At 69.1% G+C, this 20,712-nt stretch carries 17 protein-coding genes; 11 read left to right on the top strand and 6 right to left on the bottom strand.

Annotated features, from left to right (window positions below; genetic code table 11):
* Nucleotide 1: 1 nt before the first annotated feature.
* From ACV22Z_RS23955 to ACV22Z_RS23970, 4 genes are all read right to left on the bottom strand, one after another.
* On the bottom strand, nt 2-493 hold the full coding sequence (locus tag ACV22Z_RS23955) for an Lrp/AsnC family transcriptional regulator (protein ID WP_448078760.1): 492 nt from the start codon (nt 491-493) through the stop codon (nt 2-4).
* An 86-nt stretch (nt 494-579) separates the two neighbouring features.
* Nucleotides 580-1,980, bottom strand: a complete 1,401-nt coding sequence (locus ACV22Z_RS23960; protein ID WP_448078761.1) for an aminotransferase class III-fold pyridoxal phosphate-dependent enzyme — start codon at nt 1,978-1,980, stop codon at nt 580-582.
* 210 nt (nt 1,981-2,190) lie between these two features.
* On the bottom strand, nt 2,191-3,117 hold the full coding sequence (locus ACV22Z_RS23965) for a 2-hydroxyacid dehydrogenase (RefSeq protein WP_448078762.1): 927 nt from the start codon (nt 3,115-3,117) through the stop codon (nt 2,191-2,193).
* Between the two features lie 13 nt (nt 3,118-3,130).
* Complete coding sequence (locus ACV22Z_RS23970) at nt 3,131-3,991, bottom strand: GNAT family N-acetyltransferase (RefSeq protein ID WP_448078763.1); 861 nt, start codon at nt 3,989-3,991, stop codon at nt 3,131-3,133.
* A 402-nt stretch (nt 3,992-4,393) separates the two neighbouring features.
* Between ACV22Z_RS23970 and ACV22Z_RS23975 the strand changes: the two genes are divergently transcribed.
* Complete coding sequence (locus tag ACV22Z_RS23975) at nt 4,394-5,062, top strand: haloacid dehalogenase type II (protein WP_448078764.1); 669 nt, start codon at nt 4,394-4,396, stop codon at nt 5,060-5,062.
* A gap of 94 nt (nt 5,063-5,156) precedes the next feature.
* On the opposite strand, the gene ACV22Z_RS23980 is transcribed toward ACV22Z_RS23975, so the two are convergent.
* The gene (locus ACV22Z_RS23980) at nt 5,157-5,501 is read right to left on the bottom strand and encodes a cupin domain-containing protein (protein ID WP_448078765.1); all 345 of its coding nucleotides are present in this window, start codon (nt 5,499-5,501) and stop codon (nt 5,157-5,159) included.
* 496 nt (nt 5,502-5,997) lie between these two features.
* Here ACV22Z_RS23980 and ACV22Z_RS23985 point away from each other — a divergent pair, with 496 nt between their 5' ends.
* The 10 genes from ACV22Z_RS23985 (at nt 5,998) to ACV22Z_RS24030 (ending at nt 17,977) form a co-directional block, all read left to right on the top strand.
* Nucleotides 5,998-7,584, top strand: a complete 1,587-nt coding sequence (locus ACV22Z_RS23985; protein ID WP_448078766.1) for an ABC transporter substrate-binding protein — start codon at nt 5,998-6,000, stop codon at nt 7,582-7,584.
* Between the two features lie 79 nt (nt 7,585-7,663).
* Nucleotides 7,664-8,617 (top strand): ABC transporter permease, encoded by a 954-nt coding sequence (locus ACV22Z_RS23990; RefSeq protein WP_448078767.1) that lies wholly within the window; start codon nt 7,664-7,666, stop codon nt 8,615-8,617.
* A 30-nt stretch (nt 8,618-8,647) separates the two neighbouring features.
* Complete coding sequence (locus ACV22Z_RS23995; protein ID WP_448078768.1) at nt 8,648-9,604, top strand: ABC transporter permease; 957 nt, start codon at nt 8,648-8,650, stop codon at nt 9,602-9,604.
* Nucleotides 9,604-11,466, top strand: coding sequence for an ABC transporter ATP-binding protein (locus tag ACV22Z_RS24000; RefSeq protein WP_448078769.1), 1,863 nt, complete (start codon nt 9,604-9,606; stop codon nt 11,464-11,466). Before ACV22Z_RS23995 ends, ACV22Z_RS24000 begins: the two co-directional genes overlap by 1 nt.
* A gap of 85 nt (nt 11,467-11,551) precedes the next feature.
* On the top strand, nt 11,552-13,033 hold the full coding sequence (locus ACV22Z_RS24005; RefSeq protein ID WP_448078770.1) for an aldehyde dehydrogenase family protein: 1,482 nt from the start codon (nt 11,552-11,554) through the stop codon (nt 13,031-13,033).
* 233 nt (nt 13,034-13,266) lie between these two features.
* Entirely contained in the window at nt 13,267-14,544 is a 1,278-nt protein-coding gene (locus tag ACV22Z_RS24010) for an NAD(P)/FAD-dependent oxidoreductase (RefSeq protein WP_448078771.1), read from the top strand.
* A 79-nt stretch (nt 14,545-14,623) separates the two neighbouring features.
* Nucleotides 14,624-14,932 (top strand): (2Fe-2S)-binding protein, encoded by a 309-nt coding sequence (locus ACV22Z_RS24015; protein ID WP_448078772.1) that lies wholly within the window; start codon nt 14,624-14,626, stop codon nt 14,930-14,932.
* A complete protein-coding gene (locus tag ACV22Z_RS24020) occupies nt 14,914-16,335 on the top strand; it encodes an FAD-dependent oxidoreductase (protein ID WP_448078773.1) in 1,422 nt (473 codons plus the stop codon). The genes ACV22Z_RS24015 and ACV22Z_RS24020 overlap by 19 nt, the downstream gene beginning before the upstream one ends.
* Complete coding sequence (locus tag ACV22Z_RS24025) at nt 16,332-17,486, top strand: NAD(P)/FAD-dependent oxidoreductase (protein ID WP_448078774.1); 1,155 nt, start codon at nt 16,332-16,334, stop codon at nt 17,484-17,486. The genes ACV22Z_RS24020 and ACV22Z_RS24025 overlap by 4 nt, the downstream gene beginning before the upstream one ends.
* 11 nt (nt 17,487-17,497) lie before the next feature.
* Complete coding sequence (locus tag ACV22Z_RS24030; protein WP_448078775.1) at nt 17,498-17,977, top strand: helix-turn-helix domain-containing protein; 480 nt, start codon at nt 17,498-17,500, stop codon at nt 17,975-17,977.
* Nucleotides 17,978-18,063: 86 nt separating this feature from the next.
* Here ACV22Z_RS24030 and ACV22Z_RS24035 read toward each other — a convergent pair whose 3' ends face one another.
* Nucleotides 18,064-20,436, bottom strand: coding sequence for a DNA polymerase II (locus ACV22Z_RS24035; protein ID WP_448078776.1), 2,373 nt, complete (start codon nt 20,434-20,436; stop codon nt 18,064-18,066).
* Between the last annotated feature and the right edge of the window lie 276 nt (nt 20,437-20,712).

The following is a 20,712-nucleotide window of genomic DNA, read 5'->3' on the forward strand; positions in this document are numbered from 1 at the left end:
GTCAGTGCCGTTCGCCGAACAGCGATTCGAGCGGGTAGTGGCGCTTCACGAACGGCGACTTGATGATCACGTAGCTGAAATATTTCTCGATGCCGATGTTCTGCTCGAGCAGCCCTTCGATGATCGTCTGGTAGTGGCTCACGCTGCGCGTGACGAACTTCAGCAGATAGTCGTAGCCACCGCTCGCGAGGTGGCATTCGACGATCTCGTCGACGTTGCGGATCGCCGCGACGAAGCGGTCGAAATCCTCGCGCCGGTGGTCGGCGAGCGTGACCTCGGTGAACACCACCTGCACGTCGCCGAGCTTTTCGAGCTGGATGTGCGCGCCGTAACCGGCGATGTAACCCGCTCTCTCGAGCCGCTTCACGCGGATCAGGCACGGACTCGGCGACAGCCCGACCGCATCGGCGAGCTCGACGTTGGTCATGCGGCCGCGTTTCTGCAGCTGCGAGAGTATGCGCAGGTCGATCCGGTCGAGCTTGCTGTCCGTCATGGTTCGTGTGAAGGCGGCTGGGTTAAATGTTCGGTTACTTTAGAGTCGAAACAATCGCGCCACAAGCCCGGCTTTCCCGATGCGCGTCACACCGGCTGCGCGTGTGCAGCGTCGAGCGCGCGCTGCACGCCGGCGTCCGCGAGCACGTCGTCGAGCGTCTTGCGCACGCGCGCGAACAGCAGGTCGAAGTCGCCGGCCGTGAAGCTCAGCGCCGGCGCGAAACCGAGGATGCCGTCGCCGAACGCGCGGAACACGACGCCGTTGCGGTACGCGGCGGCCGCGATCCGGTCCGGCAGGTTCAGTGCCGGATCGAAGCGCGTCTTGTGCGCCTTGTCGGCCACGAGTTCGAGCGCGCCGAGCAGGCCGGCGGCGCGCGCGTCGCCGACGAGCGGATGGTCGCGCAGCGCGTCGAGGCCGGCCGCGAAGCGGGGCGCCATCGCCTGGCCATTCGCGAGCAGCCCGCCTTCGTGATAGAGGCGCAGCACTTCGAGACCGACCGCGGCGCTGACCGGGTGCGCGGAATAGGTATGGCCGTGGCCGACGACGGCCGTGTCGGCAGGGCTTCCCGCAATCCCTTCGTAGATTTCGTCGGACATCAGCACGGCGCCCATCGGCGCATAGCCGGCGGTCAGGCCCTTCGCGACGGTCATCAGGTCCGGTTCGACGCGCTCGGTCTCGCACGCGAACAGCGGGCCCGTGCGGCCGAAGCCGGTGATCACCTCGTCCGCGACGAACAGGATGCCGAGGCGCCGGCACGCGTCGCGCATCGCCCTCAGCCAGCCGGCGGGCGGCACGATCACGCCGCCGGAGCCCTGCACGGGTTCGCAGAAGAATGCGGCGACGTTGTCCGCGCCGAGTTCCGCGACCTTCGCTTCGAGTGCCGCTACGGACGCGGCGATCAGCGCCTGCGGATCGTTGCCGAGCGGATGGCGGTACGGGTACGGCGACGGAATGTGATGCTGGTCGGCGCGCGGCATGTCGAAATGGCGATGGAACGCCGGCAGCGCGGTGAGGCCCGAGCCGATCGACGACGAGCCGTGATAGCCGCGCTCGAGCGCGATCATGTGCTTCTTCGACGGCCGCCCGGTCGCGTTGAAGTAATGCGTGATGAAGCGCACCGCGGAATCGACCGCGTCAGAGCCGCCGAGCGTGAAGTACACGCGCGTGAGCGACGCGGGCGCGAGCGCGGCGAGGCGTTCGGCGAGCTCGATCGCGGGCTGCGACCCGAAATGGAAATACCCGGTCGCGTAAGGCAGCTTCGCCATCTGCTCGGCGGCCGCCTTCACGATGCTGTCGTGGCCGTAGCCGACGTTCACGCACCACAGGCCGGAGAACGCGTCGAGCAGCGTGTTGCCATTCGCGTCGCGCAGGTACACGCCGTCTGCGGAGTCGAGCACGGTGACGCCGCGCGCCTCGTGCGCACGGTAGTTCACGACGGGGTGGATCAGGTGTTGACGATCGGCTTCGATCAGCGTGGATTGGGTCATGGCAGGGCGGGACTCTCGTCAGGTGTCAGCGGTGCGTTCATCCTAGCGAGCGAGAAATGCAGGCGCGTCGTCAAATGGCGGCGCGAAACACATGGATGCGGCGTTTGTGCGGGGCGCTTCGGCATTTTGTGCTGCGACCCGTTCTCGCGGGGCCGACGCGCATCGCGCGCGCAGGCGTGCGACGACACGCGACGACACGCTCAATCAGGGTCAGTAGCCGCGCGCGCGATCGACGACGCCGATCATCGGCTCGCCCGCGCGATGCCGTGCGAGATTCGCAAGCACCGCGTCGACCGCGGTATCGGGCCGCGTCGCGCTCGCGATGTGCGGCGTGATGCGGATGCGCGGATGCGTCCAGAACGGATGGCCGGCCGGCAGCGGCTCGGGATCGGTGACGTCGAGGATCGCGCTGTCGAGCCGGCCGCCATCGAGCGCCGCGAGCAGCGCGGCCGGATCGAGCTGCGGGCCACGCCCGACCTGCACGAGCGACGCGCCGGCCGGCAGCGCGTCGAACACGCGCGCGCCGAGCAGCCCGCGCGTGTCGGCCGTCAGCGGCAGCAGACAGATCAGGATGTCGGTGCGCGCGAGAAATGCGTCGAGTGCGGCGTCTCCCGCGTAGCAGTCGACGCCGTCGAGCGTGCGCGGCGTACGGCTCCAGCCGGCGCACGGAAAGCCGAAGCGCCGCAGCGTGTCGAGCACGGCCTGGCCGAGCATGCCGAGACCGAGCACGCCGACGCGGCGCGACGCGGCCGCGCGCACCGGTTTCTCGTGCCACTGCTGCGCGCGCTGCTGCGCTGCATAGTCGAACAGGTCGCGGTGGATCGTCAGCACCGCCTGCGTCACGTACTCGACCATCCCCTCGACGATGCCGGGCTCGATCATCCGCACGACCGGAATATGTGCGGGTACGCGGGACAGATCGAACTGGTCGATGCCGGCGCCGACCGAGAACACGATCTCGAGGTTCGGCAGCAGCGCGACCGGATCGTCCGGCGGCTGCCACGCGGCGAGGTAGCGGACTTCGGCCGGGGCGCCGATGTCGGGCCACAGACGGAAGTCGATGTCGGGCGCCTTTTCCGCGAACCGGCGCGCCCACTGCTCGCCGCGCACGGGGTCGGCCTTGTAGACGAAGCTCATCGCGTGCGCCCGTTTAGCCGAGCGCCTGGTTGACGATCGCGAACGGGCGTGCCGCCGGGTCGCGCACGGGCGCGTTGCCGCGCACCATCGCGACGACCGTATCGACGCGCGGCAGCCCGAGCCCCATCAGCCAGTCCGTCAGCCCGCTGTCGCCGGGCACGTCGAGGCGGACGAACATTCCCTCGTGCAGCGCGAGCCAGTGGCTGATCAGCGCCTGCGCGCGCAGCACGTCCGGTGCGACGACCGGGCCGATCACGTGGCCGCGGCCGAAGCGGCGGAACAGCGCGAAGCCGAGCAGCTCGCCGTCGCGGTCGAGCGCGATGCCGTTCGCGACGTCCAGCAGCGCGCCGATCACCGCGCCGCGCTCGTAGCCGCATGCGCGCGACGCGAGCGCGGCGAGCCGCGGGCCGTCGTTCGCGCCGATCGGGCGCAGGCGCTCGCCCGGCGGCAGCGAGATCAGCGGCGGCTGGAATGCGGCGCCCTGATGCTGGTCGATCGTGCCGATCGGCTTGAAGCCGAATTTCGCATACAGCGGCTCGCCGGCGGGTGTCGCATGCAGGAACGTCGTGCGCGGGCCGAGGCTCTCGACGATGCGCGCGAGCAGTTCGCGGCCGATGCCCTGGCCCTGCCGCTCGGGCGACACGATCACCATGCCGAGCGACGCGTGCGAATCGCCGAAGCGCCAGCCGAGCGCGGTGCCGACGATGCCGCTGTCATCCTCGGCGACGAAGCCGCTGCCGAGATGCATGACGAAACGCCAGTCCTCGACGCGGTGCGGCCAGTTGAATGCGCTCGACAGCCGGTGCGCGGCGGCGAGATCGTCCTCGGTGAACGGGCGATAGGTGAGCGTGCGGGAAGTGTTGGTATCGGCCACGCTGGGCTCCGGACGGGTAGGGAATGACGCGTTCACTCTGCCAGCGGCGGCGTGGCGCGGATAGGACGATTCGCCTGTTTTCCGGCGCGCGCGGCCCGTTGCGCGAGATCGACGCAAACCGGCTCGAACGGCGTGACGCAACGCGCGTTCCGTGCCGATGCGGGCGGTCATTCCGGCAGCTTCTGCTGCGCGAACGCCAGTACGATTGAAGCAGCGCGGCGCGCGCCTGCCGCCCGCCGGGATCGCGCCGCAGATCGTGCCGTGCAGCCCCGGCAACACGCGGCGATTGTGCGTTTCGAGCGGCGCCGAACGATGCGCGAAGGATTTATTGCCCTGATTCAATTGCGTTAAACCCAGCCCGTCCCCGGCCCTGCCGGGGCTTCACACCGACAGGACGTCACCATGATCCAATTTGAACCGAAATTCATCACGTTCGACTGCTATGGCACGCTGACCCGCTTCCGGATGGGCGACATGGCGCGTGAAATCTACGCGGACCGCCTGTCGCCGGTCGCTCTCGAGGAGTTCGTGCGCGTGTTCGCCGGCTATCGCCTCGACGAGGTGCTCGGCGCGTGGAAGCCGTATCGCGACGTCGTCGTCAATGCGATCCGGCGCACCTGCAACAAGCTCGGCGTGAAGTTCGACGAAGCCGAAGCCGAGCGCTTCTATCTCGCGGTCCCGACGTGGGGCCCGCATCCGGACGTGCCGGCGGGCCTGTCGCGGCTCGCGAAGAAGTACAAGCTGGTGATCCTGTCGAACGCGTCGGACGACCAGATCATGAGCAACGTCGACAAGCTCGGCGCGCCGTTCCACGCCGTATTCACCGCGCAGCAGGCGCAGTCATACAAGCCGCGGATGCAGGGCTTCGAATACATGTTCGACAAGCTCGGCTGCGAGCCGCAGGACGTGCTGCACGTGTCGTCGAGCCTGCGCTACGACCTGATGACGGCCGAGGATCTCGGGATCAGGCACAAGGCGTTCGTCAATCGCGGCCATGAGCCGGGCACGCCGTTCTACAACTACTACGAGGTGTCCGACATCGGCCATCTCGCGACGCAGCTCGGCCTGTAAGCGACGCGTCGGCTGCGCGGCGGCCTGTCGCGCGGCGCGCTGCCGGCCAGCTGCCTGCCCGGGAAAACCCGCGGCACGCAGCGGGCCCCCGGCGTCAGAAGATCACGTACACCTTGCGCATCGTCTCGCGCACCTGCCACAGCCCTTCGGTGTTCGCGGCAAAGAACAGCGTGTCGCCTGCGCCGAACTCGATCGCGTCCTCGCCATCCGGCGCAAACGTGCCGGCGCCCGCGAGGAAATGCATCACCTCCGCTTCCTTCACCCCGCGCCGGTAAGTGCCCGGCGTGCATTCGAACACGCCGGTGTCGAACGCCTCGCTGCCAGGGATCACGACCTGGCGGCCCGATACGCGGGCGGGCTCGGTGCCGGGCAATCCGGCCGTGCCCCAGTCTTCGGGCAAGTCGGCGTCGACGGAGCGGGAAATCTTCTGAACTTTCATGCGTGGGTGTCCTCGCGGTAGTGGGGAATCGCCCCGGCGCAACGGCTGCGAGGGCGGCTCACTGTCGCACGCGCGCGCAACCGACGACTAGGACATTTCGCTCGTTTCGACCGCGGCCGGCCCGCGGCCGCGCAATCGATGCAAAACAGGCCGTTTGGGGCCGCCGAACGCGTTTCGGATGCCGAACGGGCAATTTTGTCGATGCAATCTGCGGCGGCCGCCGCTTTACGATTCCTTTCGTCACGCATTTGTCGCAGGCAGATCAGGAAGGGGCGGCAGCACGCACGGGCGCGCAGCAAATCATGCTGCGCGGACGGCCCAAAACGGTCGAATCGTATCGTGCAGGCGCCCCGAATCGCGACAACCGGCATTTTGGCGGTGCTTAAATGAACTCAATGCGTACGACGTCGCGCTCGCTACCAGCAGGCGGGCGCGGCGGGAATCTCGAACCAGGCTGGACCCCAGGACCCACTTTCCACAGTCAGGAGCAGTTCGGATGAGCGACGATATCGACAAGGGCGGCGACCAACGCGGCTTCACGCGCCGCGACATGATGCGGATCATGGCGGCGGGCGGCATGATGGCCGCCGGGGCCGGCGGACTGCTGATGGAGACGCAGCCCGCATTCGCCGCGCCCGCGCCGAAGCGCGGCGGCAAGATCCGCGTGGCGAACGAGTCCAGCTCGACGGCCGATACGCTCGACCCGGCCAAAGGCTCGACGGGCGCCGACTACATTCGCTTCTTCATGTTCTACAGCGGCCTCACGCAGCTCGATCAGAGCCTGACGCCGCAGATGAATCTCGCCGAGTCGCTGCACACGACCGACGCGAAGACGTGGATCATCAAGCTGCGCAAGGGCGTCACGTTCCACGACGGGAAACCGGTCGGGCCGGCCGACGTGGTGTTTTCACTGATGCGCCACAAGAACGCGGCCACCGCATCGAAGGTCAAGACGATCGCCGATCAGTTCACCGACGCGAAGGCGACCGGCCCCGACGAAGTCACGCTCACGCTCGCCAGCGCAAACGCGGACTTGCCGGTGATCCTCGCGACGCCGCAGCTCGTGATCGTCAAGGACGGCACGACCGACTTCACGTCCGGCATCGGCTGCGGTCCGTACAAGCTGAAGGCGTTCAAGCCCGGCGTGTCGACGGTCGGCGTGCGCAACGACAGCTATTTCAAGCCGGGGATGCCGTATCTCGACGAGATCGAACTGATCGGCATCAGCGACAGCGCCGCGCGCCTGAACGCGCTGCTGTCGGGCGACGTGCACCTCGTGAACGCGGTCGACCCGCGCTCGACCCAGCGCGTCGCGTCGACGCCCGGTTACGCGCTCAAGGAGACCAAGTCGGGTCTTTATACCGACCTCATCATGCGCGGCGAAAACCCGCTGACCGCCAACCCGGATTTCGTCGAAGGCATCAAGTACCTGTTCGACCGCGAGCAGATCCGCTCGGCGGTGTTCCGCGGCTATGCGGTGATCGGCAACGATCAGCCGATTCCGCCGGGCCATCGCTACTTCAACGCGTCGCTGCCGCAACGGCCGCACGATCCGGACAAGGCGAAATTCCTGTTCCAGAAGGCCGGCGCGCTGGGTGTCGCGCTGCCGCCGATCTACGCGACGTCGGACGCGAACGGCTCGGTCGAGATGGCCGTGCTGCTGCAGCAGGCCGGCCAGAAAATCGGGCTGAACCTGCAGGTGAACCGCGTGTCGGCCGACGGCTACTGGTCGAACCACTGGATGAAGCACCCGCTCGGCTTCGGCAACATCAATCCGCGCTCGAGCGCCGACGTGCTGTTCACGCAATTCTTCAAGTCGGATGCGCCGTGGAACGAGTCGGGCTGGAAGAACGCGAAGTTCGATCAGTTGCTGCTCGCCGCGCGTTCCGAGACCGACGACGCGAAACGCAAGCAGATGTATGGCGAGATGCAGGTGATCGTCGCACAGCAGGGCAGGATCGGCATCCCCGCGTTCATCAGTTTTCTCGACGGATACGACAAGCGCCTCGCGGGCCTCGGCTCGATCCCGACCGGCGGGATGATGGGCTTCATGTTCGCCGAGCACGTGTGGTGGAACGCGTGACGCCGTTACCCGCCACAGCCGCGTTGCCGGTGCGGGTTCCCGCGCCGGCAACGGTGACACTTTCCCGGAGTGCCGCGCAATGAACCGAATTCTGCTCGGATTGATCGTTCGCCGCATCGCGGTCACCGTGCTGACGCTGCTGATCGTGTCCGTGATCATCTTCACAATCACGAACCTGCTGCCGGGCGACGCCGCGCAGGCCGCGCTCGGCCAGTCCGCGACGCCGGAGACGGTGGCCGCGCTGCGCCAGCAGTTCGGCCTCGACATGCCGGCCCACGTGCGCTACGCGCACTGGCTCGCGGGCCTGCTGCACGGCGACTTCGGCCGGTCGCTGTCGAGCGACATGCCGGTGTCCGACATGATCGGCGGGCGCCTGCCGAAGTCGCTGACGCTCGCGGCGATCACGACCTGCGTATCGGTGCCGATCGCACTGGCGCTCGGCATTCTCGCCGCGGTCAAGCGCGAGTCGGCGCTCGACCGCGCGATCAGCCTCGGCACGCTGTCGCTCGTCGCGACGCCGGAATTCCTGATCGCGACGGTCGCCGTGCTCGTGCTTGCCGTGAAGCTGCACTGGCTCTCGGCGCTGTCGTACAGCGGGCCGATCGAAAGCGTCCACGATTTCCTGCGCGCGTATGCCATGCCGGTGCTGACGCTCTGTGCGGTCGTGATCGCGCAGATGGCACGGATGACGCGCGCCGCGGTGATCGAGCAACTGAGCGCGTCGTATGTCGAGATGGCCGTGCTCAAGGGCGCGAGCCCCGCGCGCGTCGTGCTGCGCCATGCACTGCCGAACGCGATCGGGCCGATCGCCAATGCGATCGCACTGAGCCTGTCGTATCTGCTCGGCGGTGTGATCGTCGTCGAGACGATCTTCAACTATCCGGGCCTCGCCAGCCTGATGGTCGATGCGGTCGGCAACCGCGACTTCCCGCTGGTGCAGGCGTGCACGCTGATCTTCTGCGTGGCCTATCTGACGCTCGTGCTGTTCGCCGACCTGTGCTCGATCGTGTCGAACCCGAGACTGCGGACCTGACCGTCCCATCCTTCTCCCGAGATGCCGCACATGCACCCGACCGAACCTGTACAACGCAGCAGCGCGCTGCCGCCGCCCGGCGATCCGCTCCCGCCGTGGCCTGACACGCCGCCTGCCGCACCTTCCCCCGAGCGGCCGCGCAAGCGCCGCGCCGTGCGCCCGACACTGACGACCGGCGGCTGGGTCGGCCTGTCGATGGCCGGCCTGATGCTGTTCATCGCAGTGTTCGCGCCGCTCCTCGCGCCGCACGAGGTCGGCTCGATCGTCACGCCCGACGTGTTCGCGCCGTTCAGCGCGAAGCTGCCGTTCGGTTCCGACTTCCTCGGCCGCGACATGCTGAGCCGGATCCTCTACGGCACGCGCCTGACCGTGCTGCTCGCGCTCGCGGCGGTGCTGCTCGCCGCACTGATCGGCACGACGCTCGGGCTGCTCGCGACGGTTTCGGGCCGCGCGATCGACGAGACGATGAGCCGCCTGCTCGACGCGCTGACGTCGATCCCGTCGAAGATGTTCGCGCTGATGATCGTCGCCGCGTTCGGCTCGTCGCTGCCGCTGTTGATCCTGACCGCGGCGATCAGCTACATGCCGGGCTCGTACCGGATCGCCCGCGCGCTGGCCGTGAACATCAGCACGCTCGAATTCGTGCAGGTCGCACGGGCGCGCGGCGAGAGCGCGCTGTACATCGCGTGCGTCGAGATGCTGCCGAACATGATCCATCCGATGCTCGCGGATACGGGGCTGCGCTTCACGTTCGTCGTGCTGCTGCTGAGCGGCCTGAGCTTCCTCGGGCTCGGCGTGCAGCCGCCGTATGCGGACCTCGGCTCGCTCGTGCGCGAGAACATCGCAAGCCTTGGCGACGGCTCGGCGGTCGCGATCATGCCCGCGGTCGCGATCGCGATCCTGACGGTGGGCGTCAACCTGTTGATCGACGGCTTGCCGCATCGCGGCCGCCGCAAAGGCACGGCCGGCGCCGCGGGAGGACACTGATGCAACACGAGTCGAACAATCTGGTCGAGGTGCGCGGACTGCGCGTCGTCGGCGGCCGCTCGGGCGAGGAGGAAACGACGATCGTCCACGGCATCGACTTCGACGTCCGGCGCGGCGAGGTGCTCGCGCTGATCGGCGAATCGGGCTCCGGAAAGACGACGATCGCGCTGTCGCTGATGGGCCACGCGCGCGCGGGCTGCCGGATTTCGGGCGGCACGATCAGTCTCGGCGGCGTGGACGTGCGCGGGCTGTCCGCGCAGGCGCTGACCGCGCTGCGCGGCCGCAAGGTCGCCTACATCGCGCAGAGCGCCGCGGCGGCATTCAACCCGTCGCGCACGATTCTCGACCAGGTGATCGAGAGCGCGCTGATCCACAAGACGCTGACGAAGCGCGCGGCCGAAGCGAAGGCGGTCGAGCTGTTCCGCGCGCTCGCGCTGCCGGAGCCGGAGACGATCGGCAAGCGCTATCCGCACCAGGTGTCGGGCGGGCAACTGCAGCGGCTGATGGCTGCGATGGCGCTGATCACCGATCCTGAGCTCGTGATCCTCGACGAGCCGACCACGGCGCTCGACGTGACCACGCAGATCGACGTGCTGCAGGCGTTCAAGAGCGTGATCCGGCGCTGCGGCATGAGTGCGGTGTACGTGTCGCATGACCTGGCCGTCGTCGCGCAGATGGCCGACCGGATCGTCGTGCTGAGCGACGGCGTGATCCGCGAGGTCGGCGATACCGAGCAGATCCTGCATGCGCCCGCGCATCCGTACACGCAGAGCCTGATCGCGGCGGTCACGCCGAACGACGCCGAACGCGACGCGAAGCCCGCGCCTCCCGCGCCGCTGCTCGAAGTGCGCGGCGCGATTGCCGGGTATGGCGGGCGCACCGCGAAAGGCTGGCCGTCGAAGGTGATCCTGCACGAAGTGGACCTGCGCATCGGGCGCGGGCAGACGGTCGGCGTGATCGGCGAATCGGGCTCAGGCAAGACGACGCTCGCGAAGGTGATCGCGGGCCTCGTGCCGGCCACAGGCGGCCAGATCCTGCTCGACGGCGAGCCGCTCGCGCTCGACATCGGAAAGCGCACGAAGGAACAGCACCGGCGCGTGCAGATCGTGTTCCAGAACGCGGATACCGCACTGAACCCGGTGCATAGCGTCGAGCGCACGCTCGCACGGCCGCTCGCGTTCTATCACGGGATGAAGGGCGAACGCGCGCGGCGGCGCGTGACCGAGCTGCTCGATCTCGTGCGGCTGCCGCAGGCGGTCGCCGGGCGGCGCACGGGGGAGCTGTCGGGCGGCCAGAAGCAGCGCGTGAACCTCGCGCGCGCGCTCGCGGCCGAGCCGGACCTGATCCTGTGCGACGAAGTGACGTCGGCGCTCGACACGGTCGTCGGCGCGGCGATCATGGACCTGCTGCGCGACCTGCAGGCAAAGCTCGGCGTGTCGTACGTGTTCATCACGCACGACATCGCGAAGGTGCGCGCGATCAGCGACGACATCGTCGTGCTGTATGCGGGCCGCCGTGTCGAGACGGGCAGCCGCGACGCGCTGTGCGCGCCGCCGTACCACCCGTACTCGCACCTGCTGGTGTCGTCGGCGCCGGAGCTGCGCGCCGGCTGGCTCGACGACGCGAGCGAGCGCTGCCACCGGCCGCTGGTGCCGATCGGCGCGCGGGCGGACAACCCCGAGCTGTGCCCGTTCCTGTCGCGCTGCGCGATGCGCGTGGACGGCGTGTGCAACCAGGCCGCGCCCGCGCTGCGCACGCTCGACAACGGCGCGCAGGTGCTGTGCCATCGCAGCGAGGACGACCTGAAGCGGTTCCAGGAGCTGCCGGTCGTCGTGGCGCCGCGGCAGACGGTGCGGCCGTAGCGGGAGGGCAGGTTTTTCGCGCGTCGCAGGGAGTATCCCGGACGAAATCTCGCCGGGAAAAGAACGACACCACTCGGAGTACCTGATGAACAGTTTCGACCCGGCCGCCGTCGCGGTGCGCAGTGCGCACTTCATCGGCGGCACATACATCGACGGCGTGGGCGCGATCGACGTGCGCCGGCCGTCCGACGGACGCGTGTACGCGGCGCTGCCGATCGCCGACGCGGCGCTCGTCGACCGTGCGGTCGAAAACGCATGGCACGCGTTCCGGACGACCGACTGGGCGCGCCGTGCGCCGCGCGAACGCGCACGCGCGATGCGCCGCTGGGCCGAGCTGATCGACGCGGACGTCGCGACGCTCGCACCGCTCGAGGCGGTCGGCTCGACCCGCCCGATCGCCGACGCGGCACGCTGGGACGTGCCGTTCACGGCCGAAGGGATCCGCTTCTACGGCGAATGGGCGGACCGGATCGGCGGCGAGGTCGCGGCGACGCGCACCGACCATCTCGGGATGACGATCGCGGAGCCGTACGGCGTGATCGCGGCGATCGCGCCGTGGAATTTCCCGCTGGTGATGGCGTCGTGGAAGATCGCGCCGGCGATGGCGGCCGGCAACGCGGTCGTGCTGAAGCCGTCCGAGATGACGCCGTTCTCGGCGTTGCGGCTCGCGGAGCTGGCGATCGAGGCAGGGATTCCGCCGGGTATCTTCAACATCGTGCAAGGCGACGGCCGCACGACCGGCGACGCACTGTGCCGGCATCCGAAAGTCTCGAAGGTGACGTTCACGGGTTCGACGCAGACCGGCGCGGCGATCATGGCCGCGTGCGCGCAGTCGGGCACGAAGCCGGTCACGCTCGAACTGGGCGGCAAGAGCCCGCAGATCGTGTTCGCCGACGCGCCGGATCTCGACACGGTCGCGCGCCGCGTCGCCGCGGCGATCACCGGCAACGCGGGGCAGGTGTGCGTTGCCGGTTCGCGGCTGCTCGTCGAGCGCGGCATCGAAGCGCGCTTCGCCGAGCGGGTCGCCGCGGCGTTCGCCGAGTTGCGGCCGGGCATGACCTGGGCGGCCGGCACAACGCTCGCGCCGATCGTGTCGCAGCCGCAGCTGCAGCGGATCGACGCGATCGTGCAGCGCACGCTCGAAGGCGGCGCGCAGGCGGTCGCGGGCGGCGGCCGCCTCGCGCTCGCCGGCGACGGCGCGTTCTATGCGCCGACGATCCTGACTGGCGTGAGCACGCAGTCGCCGGCCGTGAACGAAGAGATCTTCGGGCCCGTGCTGACCGTGCAGCCGTTCGACGGCGAGGACGAGGCGCTCGCGCTCGCCGCGCACGACAAGTACGGGCTCGCGGCCGGCGTGCATACGGCCGACCTCGGCCGCGCGCTGCGCATGATGCGTGGCATCGAGGCCGGCACCGTGTGGATCAACCGCTACGGCCGCACATCGGATTTCGTGATTCCGACCGGCGGCTACAAGCAATCGGGGATCGGCAAGGATCTCGGCCGGCAGGCGTACGAGGCGAACCTGCGGTTCAAGAGCGTGCTGATCGACATGTCGGTGGGGGCGTGATGCGTGCGCCGCACAGCGTGCTGCGGCGGCCGCGCAAAACGGTGGAATGTGCGTGCGGCGTCCGTCAATACACGGCAACTGCGCTTTTTGACGGTGATTAAATGGTTTTCAACCGGCGGGCGTTGCGCGATGGCGAATGCGTGCCGGTGCGTGCGCCGGCGGCTTGCGACGGACGAGCGCGCTGAAGTCGCATGCAGGTCGTTCCCGTCGCCCGAATGCTTACAAAGGCTCCGATGAAATTCGAATCGTACTGGCTGGAAACCCGCCCCGCCTTTCGCGCAGGCTGCGAAGGGCCGGTCGACGGACGTGCCGACGTGGTCGTGATCGGCGGCGGCTTCACCGGACTGTCGGCGGCGCTGGCGCTCGCGCAGCGCGGGGTGTCGGTCGTCGTGCTCGAAGCGGGGCAGGTCGCGAGCGAGGCGTCGGGCCGCAACGGCGGCCAGTGCAACACCGGTCTCGCGCAGGACTACGCATCGCTCGCCGCGCGGATCGGCGCACCGCAGGCGAAACAGTTCTATCGCGCGTACGAGAGCGCGGTGAAGAGCGTCGAGGCGATCGTCGCCGAGCATGCGATCGACTGCGATTTCCGGCGCGGCGGCAAGCTGAAGCTCGCCGCGAAGCCGCAGCATTTCGCGGGACTCGCGAAGACCTTCGACGCGTTGCGGCGCGACGTCGATCCGGACGTCGAACTGATCGAGCCGTCGCGGATCCGCGACGAGGTCGGCTCGGACGGTTTCCATGGCGGCCTGTTGCAGCGAAATGGCGCGCAGATGCACATGGGCAAGTTCGGGGTCGGGCTGGCGGAGGCCGCGGCGCGGCGCGGCGCCCGCATCTACGAGAACGCGGCCGTCACGCGGCTCGAGCGGCTCGAGGGCGAACGCCACGTTGTCACCTGCGCGCGCGGCACGATCGTCGCCGATCGCGTGCTGGTCGCAACCGGCGCGTCGCAGCACGGCCCCTTCGCGTGGTTCCGGCGGCGCATCGCGCCGGTCGGCAGTTTCATCGTCGTCACCGAGCCGCTGCCCGACGCGCAGCTGGACCGGCTGCTCCCGCACCGCCGCGCGTACGTGACGACGCGCCACATCGGCAACTACTTCCGCGTGACGCCCGACAACCGGCTGCTGTTCGGCGGCCGTGCGCGCTTCGCGATGTCGGACCCGCGCTCCGACGCGAAAAGCGGGGAGATCCTGCGCGCCGGGATGGCCGGCTATTTTCCGGAACTGGCGAACGTGCGGCTCGATTACTGCTGGGGCGGGCTCGTCGACATCACCGCGGACCGCCTGCCGCGCGCGGGCCAGCACGACGGGCTGTACTACTCGATGGGCTACAGCGGCCACGGCGTGCAGATGTCGGTGCACATGGGCCGCGTGATGGCCGACGTGCTGTATGGCGCGGCGGCGTCCAATCCGTGGCGCGAACTCGACTGGCCGGCGATGCCCGGCCATTTCGGACACGCGTGGTTCCTGCCGTTCGTCGGTGCGTACTACCGTCTGCAGGACATCCTGCACTGAGGCGGACGATGCGCGCGACCGGCCGGACCGTTCCCAATGACGACGCGTGCCGCGCCAGCGACGCGCAGGAGAGATGCATATGACAGCGCGATTCGTTCGTCTTGCCGAAACCGGGCGCCGCCCGGTCGCGTTCCGGATCGACGGGCAGACCGTGAGCGGGCTCGAGGGCGACACGCTCCTGGTCGCGATGCTGACGCAGACCGGCCATGTGCGGCAGTCCGAGTTCGGGCCCGAGGTGCGCGCCGGCTTCTGCCTGATGGGCGCGTGCCAGGACTGCTGGGTCTGGACCGCCGGCGGCGAGCGTCTGCGTGCCTGCACGACCGTCGTGCAGCCGGGCCTCGATATCGTCACCCGACAACCGGAGGCGCAATGGCCGAACCTCGCGTAATCGTCGTCGGCGCCGGGCCGGCCGGCGTGCGCTGCGCGCAGGCGCTCGTCGAAGCAGGCGTGCGTCCGCTCGTCATCGACGAGGGGCGGCGCGACGGCGGCCAGATCTACCGTCGCCAGCCCGAACAGTTTTCGCGCCCATACGACAAGCTCTATGGCACGGAAGCAGCGCGCGCGCGCAACCTGCACGAGACGTTCGAGCGCGTGCGCGCATCGGTCCACTACGCACCCGACACGCTCGCGTGGAATGTGTCGGGCGGCGCGCTGTACACGGTGCATGACGGCCTGTCGGTTCGGTATCCGTACGATGCGCTCGTGCTGTGTCCGGGCGCGACGGACCGGCTGATGCCGGTCAAGGGCTGGCAGTACGCGGGCGCGTACAGTCTTGGCGCCGCGCAGATTGCGCTGAAGGCGCAGGCCTGTTCGATCGGCGCGAATGTCGTATTCATGGGTTCGGGGCCGCTGCTGTACCTGGTCGCGAGCCAGTACGTGCAGGCCGGCGCGAAGGTCGCGGCGGTGCTCGACACGTCGACGGCCGGCAACCGGCTGCGTGCGCTGCCGAATCTGCTTGCGCGGCCCGACGTGCTGAAGAAGGGGATCGCGCTGGTGCGGGCGCTGAAGCGTGCGGGCGTGCGGATCGAGCACGGGATCGAGCCGATCGAGATTCACGGCGATCCGGCGCAGGGTGTGTCAGCCGTCAGTTTCCGCGACGCGCGCGGCACGATCGAGCGCGTCGCATGCGATGCGGTCGCGCTCGGCTACCACCTGCGTCCCGAGACGCAGCTCGCGGATCTGGCCGGCTGCGCGTTCCGTTTCGATGCCGACACGCGGCAATGGCTGCCGCAGCTCGACGACATGGGGCGTAGTTCGGTGGAGCGCGTGTACCTCGCCGGCGACGGCGTGCGCGTGCTCGGCGCGGACGGCGCGGAAGCAGCGGGCAGCCTTGCGGCGCTTGCGGTGCTGAAGGATCTCGGGCGGCCGGTCGACGACGCTCGGGTTGCGGAGCTGCAGCGCGAGCGCGCGAAGAGGGATCGCTTCCGCTCCGGGCTCGCGCAGGCGTTTCCGTGGCCCGCGCAGCAGGCGGCGCACCTGTCGGACGACACGATCCTGTGCCGCTGCGAGGGCGTGAGCGTCGGCGAACTGCGCCGTGTGATCCGCGAAGAGGGCGCGTGCGAAGCGAACCGCGCGAAGGCGTTCAGCCGGGTCGGGATGGGGCGCTGCCAGGGCCGTTACTGCGGGCACGCAGGCGCCGAAGTGATCGCGGCGGCAGCCGGCGTGCCGCTCGAAGCGGTCGGGCGGCTGCGCGGCCAGGCGCCGGTCAAGCCGTTTCCGATCGCGACGCGCACCGACGCCGCGCCGGAGGCGCCGAGGCCGGAGGCCGCAACGACGATGGGGGATGAATGATGCGGGCCGATGCGGATGTCGTGATCGTGGGCGGCGGCTTCATGGGCGCCGCGGCGGCGTTCTTCCTGCGCCAGCGGGGCCGCTCGGTGATCCTGCTCGAACGCGGCCTGATCGGCCAGCAGGCGAGCGGCACCAATTTCGGCAACGTGCGGCGCCAGGGCCGCTTCCTGCCGCAGTTGCCGCTCGCGAACCGCTCGCGCGAGATCTGGGGCAAGCTGCCCGAGCTGATCGGGCACAGTGCGGAGTTCTTGCAGAGCGGGCACGTACGCGTGTGCTATCGGCAGGAGCAGGACGATTCGTTCGAAGTGTATGCGCGCGAAGCGGCCCACTACGGGCTGAAGCTCGACCTGTACCGCGGCGCCGCGATGCGTGCGAAGTTCCCGTTTCTCGGCCCCGAGGTGCTGAGCGCGTCGCACTCGGAGCTGGACGGCCACGCGAACCCGCGGCTCGCCGCGCCGGCGTTCGGCCGCGCGGCGGCGCGCGCGGGCGCGCGGATCGAGGAGAACACCGCGATCGCCACGGTCGAGAAAGACGGCGACACGTTCCGAGCGACGAGTACCGATGGACGTGTGTTCTGCGCGCCGAACCTGCTCGTCACGGCGGGCGCATGGGGCAACCAGCTCAGCGCGCAATTCGGCGAGCCGGTGCCGATCGCGGTGAACGGGCCGCAGATGTGCGTGACCGAGCCCGTGCCGTACGCGATCCGGCCGGCCGTCGGCGTGTCGTCGCCGCATATCGAGGAGGTCGTGTATTTCCGGCAAGTCGAGCGCGGCAACATCGTGATCGGCGGCTGCGCGCGCGCGCCGGCCTATCTCGACGAGCGGCGTGCGAAAGTGCTGCCCGAAAGCACGCTGCTGCAGTTCACGCAGCTCGCGCGCGTCGTGCCGGCGCTCACGCGGCTGAACATCATTCGTGTGTGGAGCGGCGTCGAAGGCTACATGCCGGACGACCGGCCGATCATGGGCCGCAGCGCGAAGGTCGACGGCCTGTATTACGCGTTCGGTTTCTGCGGGCACGGCTTCCAGCTCGGCCCCGGCGTCGGCGACACGATGGCGGAGCTGATCGATACGGGGGCGACGAGCACGCCGATCGAGCCGTTCTCGATCGGCCGCTTTGCTGCGTCGGCCGAGGCCGCGCACGCGACGACCTGAGGAGCCCGGCCATGGCCAACGCTTTCCACGACACGGACGGCACGGACGACGCCGCGACGACGCGTGCGTTCGGTGCCGCTCGGCCCGTGTCGCGCGCCGTCGGCGGCGCGCTGCAGATCATCGAAACGTCGTTCGCGCAGCCGCTGAGTCTCGACACGCTCGCGTCGGTCGCCGGGTTGAGCGTGTCGCGCTTCGCGACGCGCTTTCGCAGCGAAGTCGGCGTGTCGCCGCACCGCTATCTGTGCCTCGTTCGCATTCGTCATGCGCAGGACCTGCTGCGCGCAGGATTGCCGCCGTCGGTCGTTGCGACCGAGGTCGGCTTCTTCGACCAGAGCCATCTGGGCCGGCATTTCCGGCGTGTGCTCGGGCTCACGCCGCGCGACTACGTCGAGCGGCCGGGCGCGCCGTGCGACGCACGGGGCGCAGCCGGGCGGGCCGTGCGGCGGGCGCCCGAGCGCGCGGAACCGGTGGCTTGCGTCGCAGGGCGGTGAGCGGCGGCGTGGACTTTGCGCGTGCAAAGTCTAGTGGAGGCGGATAGTGAAGGCGGGCAGCAGCGGCGCAACGAAGGATCGGCGGCCTACCCCTGAAACAACCGCCCCTGCCCCGACACCACCGACTCGAAATCGTCGCGCAGGAACGGCAGGATCGCGTCGGCAACCGGCTGAAGCTGTCGGCTCACGTAGAACGCATAGTCGATCGGCGAGCGCATCGTCTCGAGCGGTTCCGGGCCGGCCGTCGTCATCATGTAGCTGATCCATCCGCCGCGCTGGTACTGCAGCGGCCGGCCGTGCGCTTCGTTGAACGCATCGGCGGTGCGCGCGGCGCGCACGTGCGGCGGCACGTTGCGCTGATATTCGCTGAGCGGCCGGCGCACGCGCTTGCGGTAGACGAGCAGTGCGTCGAGTTCGCCCGCGAGCGTGCGGCGCACGTAGTCGCGGATGAAGTCCTGATACGGTTCCCGCTTGAATACGCGCCGATACAGCTCGCGCTGGAACTGCTGCGCGAGCGGCGTCCAGTCCGTGCGCACCGTCTCGAGCCCCTTGAACACGACGTCTTCGCCGCCGTCCGGCGCGACCGCGAGGCCTGCATAGCGCTTCTTGCTGCCTTCGTCCGCGCCGCGCACGGTCGGCATCAGGAAGCGGCGGTAGTGCCGTTCGTATTGCAGTTCGAGCGCGCTGTCGAGCCCGAAGCGCTCGCGCAAGTGCGTCGTCCACCAGCGGTTCACGTGCTCGACAAGCGCGCGGCCCTTGCGCGCCGCTTCGTCGTCGGTGTGCGGCTGCCCCAGCCACACGAACGTCGAATCCGTGTCGCCGTAGATCACTTCGTAGCCGTGGGATTCGATCAGCTCGCGCGTGCGGTGCATGATCTCGTGGCCGCGCATCGTGATCGACGACGCGAGCCGCGGATCGAAGAACCGGCAGCCGGTGGAGCCGAGCACGCCGTAGAACGCGTTCATGATGATCTTCAGCGCCTGCGACAGCGGCGCGTTGCGCTGGCGTTTCGCGAGGTCGCGCTCGTCCCACACGCGCCGCACGATGTCCGGCAGGCAATGCCGCGTGCGCGAGAAGCGCGCGCCGAGAAAGCCCGGCACCGACGCATCGTCGCCGGGATCGGCGAGGCCCTCGATCAGCCCGACGGGATCGATCAGGAACGTGCGGATGATCGACGGGTACAGGCTCTTGTAGTCGAACACGAGCACCGAGTCGTACAGACCGGGCCGGGAATCCATCACGAAGCCGCCGGGGCTCGTCTGCCCCGTCACGTCGCCGATGTTCGGAGCGACGTAGCCGAGCCGGTGCATGCGCGGCAGGTACAGGTGCGTGAACGCCGCGACCGATCCGCCGGTGCGGTCCGCCGCGAGCCCGGTCACGGTGGCGCGTTCGAGCATGAACGACAGCAGGTCCGCCTTCTCGAAGATGCGCGTGACGAGTTCGCAGTCCTTCAGGTTGTAGCGCGCGAGCGCGGGCTTGTCGTGGTCGAAGCGGCGCTGGATCTCGTCCATCCGCTGATACGGGTTGTCGATCGACTTCCCTTCGCCGAGCAGCGCCTGCGCGACATATTCGAGGCTGAACGACGGAAAGGTCCAGGTCGCGGACTTCAGCGCGTCGATGCCGTCGATCACGAGCCGTCCGGCCGCGGCCGCGAAGAAATGGTCGGGCTGCTGGCCGTGCGCGCGCCAGTCGAGCACGCTGCCGCCGCGGCCGAGCCGCAGCGGCACGCGATACTGCTCGGCGTGCGCGTGCAGCACGCGCAGGTCGAACTGGATCAGGTTCCAGCCGATGATCACGTCCGGGTCGTGCTGCGCGAACCAGTCGTTCAGCCGCGCGAGCAGCGCGGGCCGGTCGTCGCAGTAGTCGAACCGGAAATCGATGTCGCGGGCGTCGCCGTTGGCCGGGCCGAGCATGAATACCTGCCGCTGCCCGCAGCCTTCCAGTGCGATCGAGTACAGCTCGCCGCGCGCGCTGGTCTCGATGTCGAGCGACACGCAGCGCAGCGCGGGGCGGTAGTCGGCCTCCGCCTTCAGCTCGCCGTCGGCCAGCGCGCCGTCGCCGGCCGGCACGCCGCGAAACCGCACCGGCGCGGTAATGAAGCGTTCCATCGTGTAGCGGTCGGGCGGCTGCACGTCGGCTTCGTAGACGTCGACGCCGGCGCGAGCCAGGCGCTTGTGCAGCGCGGACAGATGGCGGTAGCGCCGGCAATAGAGGCCGGCGACCGGGCGCTGCCGGAAGTCGTGCAGCGCGAGCGGGCGCAGTTCGGTGCCGGTCTCGCCGGCCAGCTCGCGCGCGGCCGCTTCGCGCTGCTCGGCCGGGACGAACGCGACCGCTTCCTGCGGACGCAGCCGCACCCGGCGCGGACCGTGTTCGGTTGCCAGCCAGAACTCGATTTCGACGCCGGCCGCGGTGTCCCGCCAGTGGCGGGTGAGGATGAAGCCCTGCTCGAATTCCGTCAAAACGCGCGCTCGCCGTGGGTGCCCAGGCGGCGGATTTTAACGCCAGCCCGGGGTGGTCGCGCGGGACGCGTCATCGGTTCGGGACCGTGGCGTTGTCCTGCCGGGCAGCGCCGGGTCATTCAGGGCGTAAATGGGTGTCGTGTCGCCATGGCCGCGATGCGCGGGCGGCGGTGTTTCATATCCGTCAATGACGGCAATTGCCATTGCCGAAACATGTGCGCGGTATATTCGATTTGACCGGGTATTCGGATGAAATGAATGACCGAATTCAAGCGA

Source organism: Burkholderia sp. PU8-34 (assembly GCF_053427725.1).